Genomic DNA, 13,412 nt, shown 5'->3' with positions numbered 1-13,412 from the left:
CGCTCAGCCTTCGGGCAGCACCACCAGGTCGTCGCGGTGAATCACCTCGTGCGGCGCGCCCGCCGGCAACAGCGAGGTGTGACGACCCGCCATCTCGGCCAGGTCGGTGGATCCGCAACGCACCAAGCCCTTGGCGAACACCGACCCGTCCGGCCCGCTGACCTCGACCGCTTCGTCGGCTCGGAAGATGCCTCGCACCTCGACCACACCGGCCGGTAGCAGCGAACGGTTGCCCTCGACGAGCGCCCGACGTGCGCCCTCGTCGACCACCACCGTCCCCGAGGAGCCGACCGCGAACGCGATCCACAGCTTGCGGGCCGGCAGCCGGCGGTCGAGGGGTCGCACGATCGTGCCGACGCCTGCCTCGCCTGCCACGGCGTCGGCCAAGACCCCGGGACGTGAGGCCGATGCGATCACGGCGCGGACGCCCGACCAGGCCGCGATCCGAGCCGCGGCCAGCTTCGACGCCATACCGCCGCTGCCGCGCTGCGTGCCCGCCCCCCCGACTTCGGCGCTCACCTCGGCATCGAGTGCCACGATCTCCTCGATCAACGACGCGCCTTCGTCGATGCGGGGATCGGCGGTGTACAGCCCGGCAGTGTCGGTCAACAACACGAGCACGTCGGCCCGCACGAGGTGCGCCACCAGCGCGGCGAGACGGTCGTTGTCGCCGAAGCGGATCTCGTCGTCGGCGGTGGCGTCGTTCTCGTTGACGACCGGGACGACGCCGAGCTCGAGCAGTCGCTCGAGCGTGCCGCGGGCATGGAGGTACTGCTGGCGCACCATGAAGTCGAGCGGCACCAACAGGACCTGCCCGCACACGAGGTCGTGGTGCGCCAACGCCTCCTCGTATACCTGGAGGAGCCGGGCCTGGCCCACGGCGGCCACCGCTTGGAGGGTGACCGCGTCGCGGGGTCGGTCGCCCGACCAACCGAGCGCCGGTAGGCCGGCCGAGATCGCGCCGGACGTGACGACCACGACCTGGTGGCCATCGTTGCGGAGCGCTGCGACACCGTCGCAGAACTTCTGGACGGCCGCGTGGTCGATGCGGCCCGCGCGGTCGGTCACCGAGGAAGTTCCGATCTTGGCGACAACCATCCCTCGCTTCGACGGCTTCGCGGGCGGGGTTGCGTCGGCCTTCGTCACGTCCACTCGTGTACCTGCTCGTCGGGCTCGAAGTCGAACTCGAAAGCGCCGATCGTGACGATGTCGCCGCCGCGCACTCCGGCCCGGGCCAGGGCGCGATCGACGCCCAGCCGACGAAGCCGTTGCTGGACGAACGCGAGCGTGTCGGGCCGGGTCAGGTCGTTGAGCGCCACGGCGCGCTCTGCCGGGCGACCGACCACCTGCCACGCCCGCTCACCGATGCGCTCGACCCGGATGCCATCGGGCTCAGGACGGTGCACCACGATCGCGTCGGACACCGGCTCGGCCTGTCGCGCGGTCTGGACCAGGTCTGCGAGCCGCCCACGCAGCCGGTCGACGCCTTGGCCGGTCACGGCAGCGACCTCGAGCTCGACTCCCGCAGGCAAGGGCGCGTCGGTGTCTTCCCGCAGGTCGGACCTCGAGCCCACGACCAGGCGCGGTCGGTCGAGCAGCTCGCGCCGGTGCGCGCCGAGCTCACGCAACAGGATCTCGTGCTGATCGGTGGGTGGATGCGTGGCGAACGGCGACAAGTCGAGCAGGAGGCACAGCACCCGGGCACGTTCGACGTGGCGCAGGAACTGGTGGCCCAGCCCGCGCCCTTCGCTGGCGCCCTCGATGAGCCCGGGCACGTCGGCCACGACGTACTCGATGCCGTCGTCCATCGACACGACGCCCAAGTTGGGCTCGAGCGTGGTGAACGGGTAGTCGGCGATCTTGGGCTTGGCGGCCGAGATGCGGGAGATCAACGTCGACTTGCCGACGTTCGGGAAGCCGACGAGCGCCACGTCGGCCATCAACTTCAGCTCCAACCCCAACCAGCGTTCCTCGCCGAGCTCACCCTGCTCGGCAAAGGCCGGTGCGCGCCGGTTGTTGGCGAGGAACCGGGCGTTGCCCTGCCCGCCCACCCCGCCGCGGGCAGCCAGCCACCGGTCGCCGTGTTGGACGAGATCCGCGAGCACCGATCCCTCGCGATCGGTCACGACCGTGCCTTCGGGGACGTGGACGTCGACATCGTCGCCGCCGCCGCCGTGACGCTTCTTACCCTGGCCGTGCGTCCCGTTGGTGGCCCGGCGGTGCGGGTGGTCGCGAAACGCCAACAGGGACGCCACGTTGCGATCGGCCACCAGCCAGACGTCGCCGCCCCTGCCACCGTCGCCGCCGTCCGGCCCGCCTCGGGCCACGTGCGCCTCCCGCCGGAACGACACACAGCCCGCGCCGCCGTCGCCTCCCCGCACGTTCAGTTGGGCGACGTCGACGAACCCGGACACCGCTCAAGGCTAGTGGCGTGTCGCGAAGTGGAGGTCGCCCACGATCGTCACACGCGGTTCGTAAGGTGAAGGCATGGAGTTCGACGCGCCGCGCCACTTGGCCGACGGCCCGATCCACTGGGCCCACGGGCCGAGCCGTGCCGCGTTCGTGGGCGGCGAGGTGCGGAGCCGCGCCCAGCGGGAGCCGGCCGGCGATCAGGGCCGCCTCGCGCCAGGTGCCACGGAGTCGTTGGGCGCCGGCAACCGGGCGGTGGCCGAGGAGCCGGACCCGTTCCGGACCTGTTTCGAGCGCGACCTCGATCGCATCCAGCACAGCCGGGCCTTCCGCCGCCTCGCCGGCAAGTGTCAGGTCTTCATCGCTCCCGACGACGACCACCTCCGCACCCGCCTCACCCACGCCATCGAGGTGGCGCAGGTCGCGGTGAGCATCGCCCGGCCGGTCGGCTGCAACGTGGCGCTGACGGCGGCCGCTGCCACCGGCCACGATTGCGGCCACGGTCCCGCGGGGCACGCGTCGGAAGGCGCGCTGTCGCCGTTCGTCGATGGCGGCTACCACCACGCGGTCTACGGGGCCGATGTCGTGCTGGCGCCCATGAACTTGTGCGCGGAGACGCTGGACGCGGTCCGCAACCACTCGTGGAACCGACCCGCCCCGATCACCCCCGAAGGCGAGATCGTGGCGTGGGCCGATCGCATCGCGTATGTCTGCCACGACTTCGAGGACGCGGCCACCGCGGGCATCGTCCACGCTCGGGACCTGCCCGACGACGTGGCGGGCGTGGTCGGTCGCGACCGCCGCGGGCAGCTCCACCGCTTCATCACCGCCATGGTCGAGACCATCGGCGAGACAGGAGTGGTGGCCATGCGGGCCACCGAAGCCGAGGCGCTGGCGGCATTCCGGGCGTTCAACTACGAGCGGATCTACCTCCGGCCCGAGTCGGTGGAGCAGGCCGACCGGGCGGCCCGCCTGATCAGTGATCTCACCGACTGGTACGCCGCCAACCCCGCGGCGCGCCAAGCCGAAGGAGGTGAGCCCAGCTCAGGTGCGCCGCCGGTGCCGCGCTCCGACGCGGCAGTAGCCGCGGCAGTGCAGCACGTGAGCGGGATGACGGATCGCTTCGCGCAGCGAGCCGCGCTCGAACATCTGGGGTGGGCGCCCAGCGCCTTGCCCCGAACTGCCTGACGGCTGGGTCAGGCGCCGCTGTCGGGCGTGTCGTGCGGTACGACGCTGACCAGCTTGCGGCCCTTGCGGGAACCGAACCGGACCACGCCCGGCGCCAGGGCGAACAGCGTGTCGTCGCCGCCGCGCCCGACGTTGTCGCCGGGGTGGAACTTGGTGCCGCGCTGGCGCACGATGATCGCGCCGGCCTTGATCTCGGTGCCGGCATAGACCTTCACGCCGAGGCGCTTGGCTTCTGAGTCACGGCCGTTCCGGGTGGAACCGCCGCCCTTGGTCTTCGACATGGTCTCTCAGCCTTTCGAGATGCCGGTGATCTCGATGGTGTGCAGCTTCTGGCGGTGGCCCCACCGCGTGCGCTGGTTGGTCTTGTTCTTGTACGTGAACCCGGTGATCTTCGGGCCTTTGGCGTCGCCGACCACGCGGGCGGTCACTTTGGCGGCGGACAGGGCCTCGCCCGACACCACCGCTTCGCCGTCGACCACCAGCAGCGGCGTGAACGTCACCTCGTCGACGTCGTCACCGAGGCGTTCGACCGCGAGCTGCTCGCCCTCGGTCACGCGGTACTGCTTTCCACCGGTCTTGATGACTGCGTACATGCTCGGATCTGCCTCGGATTCGGAACGGGCCCGTTTGGGCGCGATCGACGATTGTACGGGATCCGCGGACGCCGAGGCGAACCTGGCGTCAGCCCAACAGCGAGGCGTCGAGGATCATGCCCCGGCCGGCGCAGTGGGGGCATTCGTCGGCGAAGGACACCAACAGACCCTCCCCGATGCGCTTTCGGGTCATCTCGACCAACCCCAGGTCGGAGATCTCGAACACCTGGGTGCGGGTCTTGTCGCGGGCCAGCGCCTCTCGGAACACCCGAACGACCTCGTCGCGGTTCTTGCGGATCTCCATGTCGATGAAGTCGATCACGATGATGCCACCGATGTCGCGCAGACGGAGCTGCTTGGCGATCTCCTGCGCCGCTTCGAGGTTGTTCTTGAAGACCGTGTCCTCGAGGTTGGACTTGCCGACGTTCTTGCCGGTGTTCACGTCGATGACCGTCAGCGCCTCGGTGTGGTCGATGATGAGCGACCCGCCCGACGGCAGCCAGACCTTGCGGTCGAGCGCCTTCTGGAGCTGTTCGTACACGTGGTAGCGCTCGAACACCGGCAGCGGCTCACGCTCGGGGTCGTAGTACTCCACCCGGTCCGCCAGGGCGGGTGACACGCTGGCCACGTACTCGCGCACTTCTTCGTACAGCGCGCGGTCGTCGATGATGACCTTGCGATAGTCCTTGTTGAACTCCTCGCGGATCACGCGGACCGCCATGTCGGGCTCGCGGTACAGCAGCGTCGGTGCTCTGGACCCGTTCGCGAGCGCCTCGATCTGCTCCCACTGCGACAGCAGCCGGCGGACATCCCGCTCGATCTCTTCACCTGTGATCCCCTCCGCCGCGGTGCGGATGATCACCCCGTGCTGCTTGGGTTTCACCCGGTCGAGGATCGACCGGAGTCGCTTGCGTTCATTGTCCGACAGTCGCTTGGAGATCCCGAACGTCGTGGAGTTCGGGACGAGCACCACGAACCGGCCCGGCAGGGAGATCTCCTGGGTGAGACGGGCACCCTTCACGCCGATCGGGTTCTTGGTGACCTGGCACAGGATCGACTGCTTGGCCTTCAGCACGTCTTCGATCCGGGGCGCGTCGCCCTTGCTCTCGACGTCGTCGGGGTCGTAGTGGACGTCGCCTCGGTACAGCACCGCGTTCTTCGGGGTCCCGATGTCGACGAAGGCCGCTTCCATGCCGGGCAGCACATTCTGGACCCGGCCGAGGTAGATGTTGCCGTGGATCAAGTTGACGTCGTCGGTGGGGCGGGACACGTAGAACTCGAGCAGCGACCGTCCCTCGAGCACCGCGATCTGGGTGGCCTCCGCGTGCTGGTGCACGACCATCGAGTACCGACCCACCGGCTGGCCGTTGCGGGCCTTCCCGCGCCGCTGCTCGAGCGCGTCGTCGGAGAGCTCGACCGGCTCGTCGCTGGTGACGGCCTCGACCGGCTTGGGTTTCGGGGTCGCCTTGCCTCGGCGGCGGGCGGAGCGGTTGCCGCTCCTGGCGGAGGCCGGTTGGCCGCCGCTTTCCTTGCCCGTGGCTGTCGTCTCCTTGCCGGCCGCGGTCGGCGCCGACTTCTGGGTCGGACGCGGCGCGCCAGCAGCACCGTTGCCCGCCGTACCCCCTGCCGACTTGGCTCCGGCTGCGCCGCTGCCGCTGCCGCTGCGGCTGCGGTTGCGGCGACGCCGTCGTTTGGCGCTCGCCGACAGGCCATCGGACCGGGATCCTGCGCTGTCGTCGCCACCGGATGCCTTCGGGGCGGGGGGCGGGGCTGGTCTCGTGTCGCCGATCTGTGGCTTACGGGGTGCGGCGGTCGGGGCCGGAACGGCCCCGCTGCCGGTGTCGGAACCGGACGTTTCGTCGGGCTGACCGTGGTCGGCCATGGGTGTGTTCCCTTCTCATGACGCACGCGCCGTCGCGTGCGGAGCTTCGGGGCGGGCCGGTGCCGAGGGTGCGACTGCACCCACCTCGGCGGGCCGGGTGGCCACGAGTGGTTCCCGGCGCTCCCCGTCGTGCTCGATCCATTGGTGTGTGCGGGTGACCAGCCCCTCCGTGGGTGCCGGGTCGAGCGCAGCGAGGAGCTCGGCCGGGCGAAGCGCACGGGGCTGGGTGCCGAGCTCGGCGATGAGCTCGGTCCCGTGGTCGGTGGTACTGCCGACGTCGAGCGCAGCGATGCACGGCCGCACGTCGTCGGTGGTCTCGACACCCTTGCGGGTGCGGGTCACGAACAGCTCCGTCGCGGCGAGCGCTCGCTCGACCGTTGCCACGAGGTCGTCGCGACCGAGCCCGGGGACCGCCACTCGCCAGCCGCAGACAGTGACGGCTTGCTGGAGCGACGGAGCGCCAGGCTCGAGGGTCTCGGCCGCCGTGGCGGCCATCCCGATGGGGAGGGCCGTGGTGAGGCGGTCGGGGAAGGTGGTGATCTCGTCCACGCCGGCGGCGCCGGCGAGGTCTACGTCGAGGTACTCGGCATCCGACTCGTAGCCGGTCGGCAGCGCCAAGCCGAAGTGGAGCTTCGGGCGAGGCGAGAAACCTTCGGAGTAGGCGACCTCGATCGAGGCCTTCCGCAACGCCCGCTCCCAGATCCTGGCGGTGTCGCGGTGGCTCGTGAAGCGCACTTTGCCGTGCTTGGTGAACCGCACGCGCACCCGGGTCATCGGGCCGCCATCTCGGGCTTGCGGGGGAGCAGCGTGATCGGGACCTCGCCGCCGGACGCGAGCTCGACACCGGTGCCCTGACTCCCGCCGGCCGGCGGGGTTGCCGAGGCGACCACGTGCTCGATGCCGTAGCCGGTGCATGCACCGCAGTCGTAGCACGGGGTCCACCGGCAGTCGGGCAGGCCGACCTCGGCGAGTGCGTCGCGCCAGTCCTGCCACAGGAAGTCGCGGTGCAGGCCGGCCGAGAGGTGATCCCACGGGAGCGGCTCGTCCTCGGTGCGGTGGCGGTACGCGAACTGCTCGACCGTCAGGCCATGGGCCTCGAGCGCCGACGTCCACAGGTCGAGGTCGAAGAACTCCGACCACTCCTGGAACGTGCCGCCGTGTCGCCACACGTGTTCGATGACCGGCCCCAGGCGACGGTCACCCCGGCTGATGATGGCCTCGGCGACCGTCGCGCGGGGATCGTGCCACTTGAGGTCGATGCCGCGGTCGCGGCGAAGCTCGTCGCGCAGCAGGCCGATCTTGCGGCGCAGCTCGTCCTCGGTGTTGGCGCCGAACCACTGGAACGGCGTGAACGGCTTGGGCACGAACCCGCCGACCGAGATGGTGACCGACGGGCGCTGGTGGTACTCCCTGCCGATCGCCAGCACGTTGCGGGCCAGCTCCGCGATGCCGAGCGTGTCCTGGTCGGTCTCGGTCGGCAGGCCGGTGAGGAAGTACAGCTTCATGCGGCGCCAGCCCTGGCTGTACGCCGAGCGGACCGCCCCGTAGAGGTCTTCCTCGCGGATCAGCTTGTTGATCACCTGTCGCAGCCGCCAAGAACCGGCCTCGGGCGCGAAGGTCAGCCCGGTGCGACGGGCGCCTTGGATCGCGCCCGCGATGCCGACCCCGAACGCGTCGACCCGCAAGCTCGGCAACGACACGCTGACCTTGCCGCAGTTGACGGGATCGTCCATCACTTCGTCGAGCACGCCTTGGATGCCCGAGAAGTCGGCGGTCGACAGCGAGGTGAGCGCGACTTCGTCGTATCCGGTGCGCTGCAGACCAGCGGCCACCATCGTGCGGACCTGCTCGGCAGGGCGTTCACGCACCGGGCGGGTGATCATCCCGGCTTGGCAGAACCTGCAGCCGCGGGTGCAGCCACGGAAGACCTCGACGTTGAGGCGGTCGTGCACGACCTCGGTGAGCGGCACGAGCTGGCGCTTCGGATACGGCCAGTCGGCGAGATCGGCGATGGTGCGCTTTTCGACCACGTCGGGCGCGTCGGCCACCAGCGGCGTGAGGCCGCCGAAGAGGTCCCCGTCGAACGCCGCTTCGTACAGCGCGGGGACGTAGACCCCGTCGAGCGTCGCCAGGGCACGATGCACGGCCTCGCGCCCACCGGCACGCCCGTTCGCCTTCCAGTCGGCGACCACTTCGGTGATCTCGCCGACGGCTTCTTCGCCGTCGCCGAGCACCACGAAGTCGAGGAAGTCGGCGATGGGCTCGGGGTTGTAAGTGCAGTGGCCGCCCGCACCGATGAGGGGGTTCTCGACCGACCGGTCAGCGGTGCGCACCGGGACGCCCGCCAGGTCGACCATGTTGAGCAGGTTGGTGTACGTGAGCTCGGCCGACAGGTTGAACGCGAGCAGGTCGAAGTCCCCAGCCGCGCGGTGGGTCTCCACCGAGAAGAGCGGCAGGCCGTTGGCCCTGAGCAGGGCTTCGAGGTCGTGCCAAGGTGCGTACGCTCGCTCGGCCACCGCGTCGGCGCGCTCGTTGAGGATCTCGGCCAGCACCTGCAGGCCCTGGTTGGGCAGGCCGATCTCGTACGTGTCGGGGTAGGCGAGCAGCCAGGCCACCTTGTGCGGATCGTGGTCAGGGACCACCGCGCCGTCCTCGCAGCCGATGTAGCGAGCAGGTTTGGCGACCTGCATGAGGAGCGGCTCGAGCTGCGGCCAGAGCGAGGTCATGATCACTCGATGTTACCGACTCACCCTCAGTGGCCCCGCACCCGCGCCTCGCCCGGGTGCAGTCATGCACCCGGGCGATGGACACAGACGCAAGGTGGCCTCGATTGTCGGTGACGACGGGTCAGTCGCCGCTCACGCACTCGCGGGCAGCGGACTGCGCCTCGGTCACGAGGCTCGTGGGGTCGCTGAAGTCGAGCTTGTCGGCCACGCACTCGCACAACGACTTGCTGCCGCCGCTGCCCTCGCAGGAGTTCAAGAAGATGTCGCGGAGGCTGCCGCCCGAACTGCCGCTGTCGTCGCTCGAGAGGTCCGACAGCAAGTCGCTGTAGCTGGACGAGTCGGAGAAGTCGCCGGAGTCCGAGAAGCTCCCGGTGTCGGAGAAGCTCCCGGTGTCGGACGTGGCCTCCGTGGTCGGGCTCTTGGTGGTCGTGGTCTTCAGCACCTTGCTGGAGCCGCCCGAACAGGCGGCCGCTCCGAGCACCAGCACGGCCAGCAACGCGACCACGAGAGCGAGACTGCGACGGGACCGTTGACGGGCAGGCGACGGCATGGACGTGGGGGCAGAGCTGTGTGGCGGGGTCATGGGCGGTGGAGGTTATCGGAGATGACGGAGATGGGCGGACGTGAACGCCGATCGGCGTCACGGCCGAGCGCCGCGGAGGTGGACAGGGGCATGGTTCGGACTCCTCGCCATGAGAGACGGCTGCCGACGCAGCCGAGGAGCCGCCCTTCCCGACCCGGGCGACACGAAACCTGCCGTCGTCTCAGGAGAAGCGGCGCATGTGGACGTTGAGCACGAACCCGATGGCCAAGAAGTTCAACAGCGTCGACGAGCCGCCGTACGACATGAACGGCAGCGGGATGCCGGTGATCGGCATGATCCCCATGGTCATGCCGACGTTCTCGAACGTGTGGAACACGAGCATGGCCAGCACGCCGACGCAGATCAGGGTGCCGAACTCGTCGCGGGCCAGCAGCGCCGTTCGCCAGATGCGCCACACCATCAGGCAGAACAGCACCAGTAGCAGACCGGCGCCGAAGAACCCGAACTGCTCCCCCACTGCCGTGAAGATGAAGTCGGTGTGCTGCTCGGGCACGATGCTGAGGCGGGTCTGGCTGCCGCGGAACAGCCCCTGGCCGAACATCCCACCCCGACCGATGGCGATCTTCGCCCGGTTCAAGTTGTACGCCGCCCCTCCGGTGGCCGCCGCCGTGTCCTGATGGAGGAAGGTGGTCAGGCGGTCGCGCTGATACTGCTTGAGCACCCCTCCGCTCAGCGCGACCGTGGCGACGAGGATCCCCGCGAGTAGCAACACGGCGAGGTGCTTGGGTCGCGCGCCGCCGATCGCGAGCATGGTGGGCACGACCACGGCGAACACCAAGGTGGTGCCGAGGTCGCCTTGCACCAAGACCAGGGCCATCGGCACTGCGGCCATCCCGAGGACGATCCCGAGGCGCCGCAAGTCGATGTCGCCCTGGTAGTGCGTGAGCACGCCGGCGAGGCCGACGATCAAGGTGATCTTGTTGAGCTCCGAGGGCTGGAGCTGGAAGGGCCCGAGCGAGATCCACGACTGGTGGCCCTTGGCCGACGAACCGACCCCCGGGACCAGCACCAAGAACAGCAGGAACACGCCGGCGCCGTACACGAACAGCGCGTAGTCACGGAATCGCCGATAGTCGATCAGGCTCACGACCGACAGCGCCGCCACGCCGAGCACCACGAACACGGCCTGCTTGGTGAGGTAGCCGTAGCGGAACGGCGGGTTGGGGCCCCGGGTGGCGCTGAACACCATCAGCAGCCCGAGCGACTGGATGATCCCGACCACGCCGAGCAACACCAGATCGAGGTGCCGGACAGGGGCAGCCGTCATCGCACCCAGGCCCGAGCGACTCCGGCCGTGCGCACCGAACCGTGACAGCGACTGGTCGTACGTCGCCATCAGCCCCCGCTCCCGCTCGTCGCGGGCAACGACGTGCTGGTACGGGTGCCGTTGGGGTCAGACGATTGCAGCGGCGCGATGGTGTCGCCCGTCGTCTGGCCGCCGGAACCGGTCGTGGTCGTGTCGGCGCTGATCGACTGGGCCGCACCGCCCGCTTGGGCCGACGGCGCGGCCGCCGTGTCGGTGCTGTCGACCGGGGTGACTTCGGGGAAGGTTCCGTGCTGCGCGAGCGGCAAGAAGAAGTCAACGACGGCGGGTGCGGCGATCGCCGCGCCGTAGCCGGCTTGCTCGAACACCGCGGCGGCGACGTACTGCGCGTTCGACGACGGGCCGAAGCCGACGAACAGCGAGTTGTCCTGCTCGTTCTTCGCGGTGTTGTTCTGCGACGTACCGGTCTTGCCGGCCACGGGGAGGTTCGCCATCGGGTAGCCGGCGTTGGCGAACGCGCCGGTCGCCGTGCCTTCGCCCGACGTGGTGACGCCGTCGAACCCGGCGAGCATCGCGTCGCGCCACGGAGCCGGCAAGTCGACTTTGCCCGCCACTTTGGGTTGTTGGGTCATCACGACGCTGCCCGTGCGGAACTTGGTGACTTTGAGCAACAAGGTGGGCTGGTAGCGGGTGCCGTTGTTGGCGAACGTGGCGTACGCGTTGGCGAGTTGCAGCGGCGTGGCGTTGATGACGTCTTGGCCGATCGCCAAGTTGGCGTTGTTACCGGAGTACCACTGGTTGCCGTACGGATACGCCGCCGCGTACTTGTCGTGCAGCCGCTTCAAGAGCTCCGGCGTGCCCACCAGACCCGCCTGCTCGTCGGGCAGCTCGATGCCGGTCTTGGACCCGAAGCCGAACTCCCGGGCCACGTCTTGGATCGCTTCTTTGTGGTCGCTCGAGCGCCACAGCAGATCGCCGATCCGGTAGTAGTACGTGTCGCTCGACACGGTGAGCGCTCGCGTGAGGTTCACGTTGCCGTGCGCGGTCTTCTGGTCGCCGTACTTGATGCAGCCCTGGCTGTCGTTCTGGCAGCCGATGATCTTGTACTGGCCGGAGTCGCCGTACGTGAAGCTCGGGTCGATCACTCCGGCGCGCAGTCCGGCGATGCTGGTGACCAACTTGAAGGTGGAGCCCGGCGGGTACTGGCCGGCGATGGCGCGGTCGGTGAAGGGGTAGTGGCTGTCGGGCTCGGTGAGCTTCTGGTAGTCCCGGGTCGAGATGGCCGGCACGAACAGGCTCGGGTCGTACGTCGGGTTCGACGCCAGCGCCAGCACCTGCCCGTTGCGGGGGTCGAGCACCACCATCGACCCGGCGGGCGCCGGCGGGCAACCCACCCGGTTGCAGGTCTTGCGCGCGCTCTCGAGCCCGTTCGCCACACCCCGTTCGGCGACCGCCTGCGCGTTGGCGTCGATCGTGAGGTACACGTCGTCGCCCGGGATCGGTGGCGTCTCGCTCACGGTGCGCACCACCCGGCCGACACGGTCGACCTCGAACACCTTCCGGCCCGGGGTGCCCCGCAAGTACTTCTCGAACGTGGCTTCCACACCCGCCCGGCCGATGTCGTCGTCCTTTTGGTACGGCACCTTGTCGTGCTCGTGGGCTTTCCACTGCGAATCGGTGATCGGGCCCACGTAACCGAGCACTTGGGCAGCGAGCGTGCCGTACGGATACGTCCGCAAGGTCTCACGTTCGACCGACACAGACGGGAACTTGTCGGGGTGTTCGGAGAGGTAGATCTCGAGCTGTTGCGGCGCGTTGGTGGCCACCGGCACGGGTTTGTACGGGCTCACCTGCTTGTTGCGCAGCTTCTCCCGCAAGATGTCCGTGTTGTACGGCGTGGTGGGCGCCATGTACTGGTTGAGCAGATCGGCGAGGCGCGACAGCACCGTGTCGGGCGACTTGGCCTTGGCCAGCACCTGCGTGTCGACCGCCACCACAAGGTACGACTTGTTGTCGACCAGCACTTTGCCGTTGCGGTCCAGGATGCGACCCCGAGGCGCGGGAACGTTGATCTCCCGGTAGGCGGCGACGTCGGCCGCCTTGTCGTACGTGCCGGCGTTCATCACTTGGAGGAACCACAGGCGGGCGAACAGCGCCGCGAAGAGGCTGATGCAGACCAAGCCGACGGTGGCCACCCTGAGACGTGAGGAATCGCGGGTCATCGCATGCGGATGCGTTCGTTGCCAAAGCGGTTGCGCGCCGGGTCGGCGAGCGCGAGCTGGAACGCCCGCACCATCGGGAGGCACCAGAGCGCGGCCACCGCGGCGATCACGGCGACGATAGTCGGCAGGTCCCGCACCGAGGGCAGCGGCTCAGACAGCACGTTGCCGACGGTCCAGAACATCAGCGCCGAGGCCGCACCGCCGATCGCCGCAGTGGCCACCGGGATCCACCAGCGGACGCGCAGCACGGATTGCTGCGCCAGGCCGCAGCCGTAGCCGACCAGGCAGTAGCAGAGCGCGGACATCCCGACCGGCGTGGGCAACAACAGGTCGAACCCGAGCCCTGCCGCGAAGCCCACCAGCGCGCCGAGGTCGGGACCGCCCACGATGCCGGCCGCGATCGCCGCGACGACCACGATGTCCGCCCGCGCGCCGAACAGCGGCACGCGTGCGATGAACGAACACTGCACGACGATGAGAAAGGCGATCAGCAAGCCGCTCCGGAGCGTCCTCATGGCGCGCCC

12 protein-coding genes are annotated in these 13,412 nt (G+C 69.4%); 1 reads left to right on the top strand and 11 read right to left on the bottom strand.

Annotation, left to right across the window (positions count from 1 at the left end; genetic code table 11):
• Positions 1-3: 3 nt before the first annotated feature.
• Positions 4-1,146, bottom strand: coding sequence for a glutamate 5-kinase (proB, locus tag VHA73_15115; GenBank protein ID HVX19355.1), 1,143 nt, complete (start codon positions 1,144-1,146; stop codon positions 4-6).
• Positions 1,143-2,414 (bottom strand): GTPase ObgE, encoded by a 1,272-nt coding sequence (gene obgE, locus VHA73_15110; GenBank protein HVX19354.1) that lies wholly within the window; start codon positions 2,412-2,414, stop codon positions 1,143-1,145. Before obgE ends, proB begins: the two co-directional genes overlap by 4 nt.
• A 73-nt stretch (positions 2,415-2,487) precedes the next feature.
• Here obgE and VHA73_15105 point away from each other — a divergent pair, with 73 nt between their 5' ends.
• On the top strand, positions 2,488-3,597 hold the full coding sequence (locus tag VHA73_15105; protein ID HVX19353.1) for an HD domain-containing protein: 1,110 nt from the start codon (positions 2,488-2,490) through the stop codon (positions 3,595-3,597).
• An 8-nt stretch (positions 3,598-3,605) separates the two neighbouring features.
• On the opposite strand, the gene rpmA is transcribed toward VHA73_15105, so the two are convergent.
• The 9 genes from rpmA to mreD form a co-directional block, all read right to left on the bottom strand.
• Entirely contained in the window at positions 3,606-3,878 is a 273-nt protein-coding gene (rpmA, locus tag VHA73_15100; protein HVX19352.1) for a 50S ribosomal protein L27, read from the bottom strand.
• A gap of 6 nt (positions 3,879-3,884) precedes the next feature.
• On the bottom strand, positions 3,885-4,190 hold the full coding sequence (gene rplU, locus VHA73_15095; GenBank protein ID HVX19351.1) for a 50S ribosomal protein L21: 306 nt from the start codon (positions 4,188-4,190) through the stop codon (positions 3,885-3,887).
• A gap of 88 nt (positions 4,191-4,278) precedes the next feature.
• Entirely contained in the window at positions 4,279-6,072 is a 1,794-nt protein-coding gene (locus VHA73_15090; GenBank protein ID HVX19350.1) for an Rne/Rng family ribonuclease, read from the bottom strand.
• Between the two features lie 15 nt (positions 6,073-6,087).
• Positions 6,088-6,846 carry a TIGR03936 family radical SAM-associated protein gene (locus tag VHA73_15085; GenBank protein HVX19349.1) on the bottom strand — a complete coding sequence of 253 codons (759 nt, stop codon included), beginning with the start codon at positions 6,844-6,846 and terminating at the stop codon, positions 6,088-6,090.
• Complete coding sequence (locus tag VHA73_15080) at positions 6,843-8,798, bottom strand: TIGR03960 family B12-binding radical SAM protein (protein ID HVX19348.1); 1,956 nt, start codon at positions 8,796-8,798, stop codon at positions 6,843-6,845. Before VHA73_15080 ends, VHA73_15085 begins: the two co-directional genes overlap by 4 nt.
• A gap of 121 nt (positions 8,799-8,919) precedes the next feature.
• Positions 8,920-9,303 (bottom strand): hypothetical protein, encoded by a 384-nt coding sequence (locus tag VHA73_15075; protein HVX19347.1) that lies wholly within the window; start codon positions 9,301-9,303, stop codon positions 8,920-8,922.
• 259 nt (positions 9,304-9,562) lie between these two features.
• Entirely contained in the window at positions 9,563-10,738 is a 1,176-nt protein-coding gene (rodA, locus tag VHA73_15070) for a rod shape-determining protein RodA (protein HVX19346.1), read from the bottom strand.
• Entirely contained in the window at positions 10,738-12,861 is a 2,124-nt protein-coding gene (gene mrdA / locus VHA73_15065; GenBank protein ID HVX19345.1) for a penicillin-binding protein 2, read from the bottom strand. Before mrdA ends, rodA begins: the two co-directional genes overlap by 1 nt.
• A gap of 23 nt (positions 12,862-12,884) precedes the next feature.
• Positions 12,885-13,403, bottom strand: coding sequence for a rod shape-determining protein MreD (mreD, locus tag VHA73_15060; GenBank protein ID HVX19344.1), 519 nt, complete (start codon positions 13,401-13,403; stop codon positions 12,885-12,887).
• Positions 13,404-13,412: the final 9 nt, after the last annotated feature.

Source organism: Acidimicrobiales bacterium (assembly GCA_035547835.1).
GTDB lineage: Bacteria > Actinomycetota > Acidimicrobiia > Acidimicrobiales > Iamiaceae > DASZTW01.
This window is presented reverse-complemented; position numbering and strand designations above follow the sequence as displayed.

Bases quoted from the DNA above. Each gene is read 5' to 3' on its own strand.
- rodA (HVX19346.1), bottom strand. From the start codon at position 10,738: ATGGCGACGTACGACCAGTCGCTGTCACGGTTCGGTGCGCACGGCCGG.
- VHA73_15080 (HVX19348.1), bottom strand. From the start codon at position 8,798: ATGACCTCGCTCTGGCCGCAGCTCGAGCCGCTCCTCATGCAGGTCGCC.
- mreD (HVX19344.1), bottom strand. From the start codon at position 13,403: ATGAGGACGCTCCGGAGCGGCTTGCTGATCGCCTTTCTCATCGTCGTG.
- VHA73_15085 (HVX19349.1), bottom strand. From the start codon at position 6,846: ATGACCCGGGTGCGCGTGCGGTTCACCAAGCACGGCAAAGTGCGCTTC.
- VHA73_15090 (HVX19350.1), bottom strand. From the start codon at position 6,072: ATGGCCGACCACGGTCAGCCCGACGAAACGTCCGGTTCCGACACCGGC.
- VHA73_15105 (HVX19353.1), top strand. From the start codon at position 2,488: ATGGAGTTCGACGCGCCGCGCCACTTGGCCGACGGCCCGATCCACTGG.
- rplU (HVX19351.1), bottom strand. From the start codon at position 4,190: ATGTACGCAGTCATCAAGACCGGTGGAAAGCAGTACCGCGTGACCGAG.
- rpmA (HVX19352.1), bottom strand. From the start codon at position 3,878: ATGTCGAAGACCAAGGGCGGCGGTTCCACCCGGAACGGCCGTGACTCA.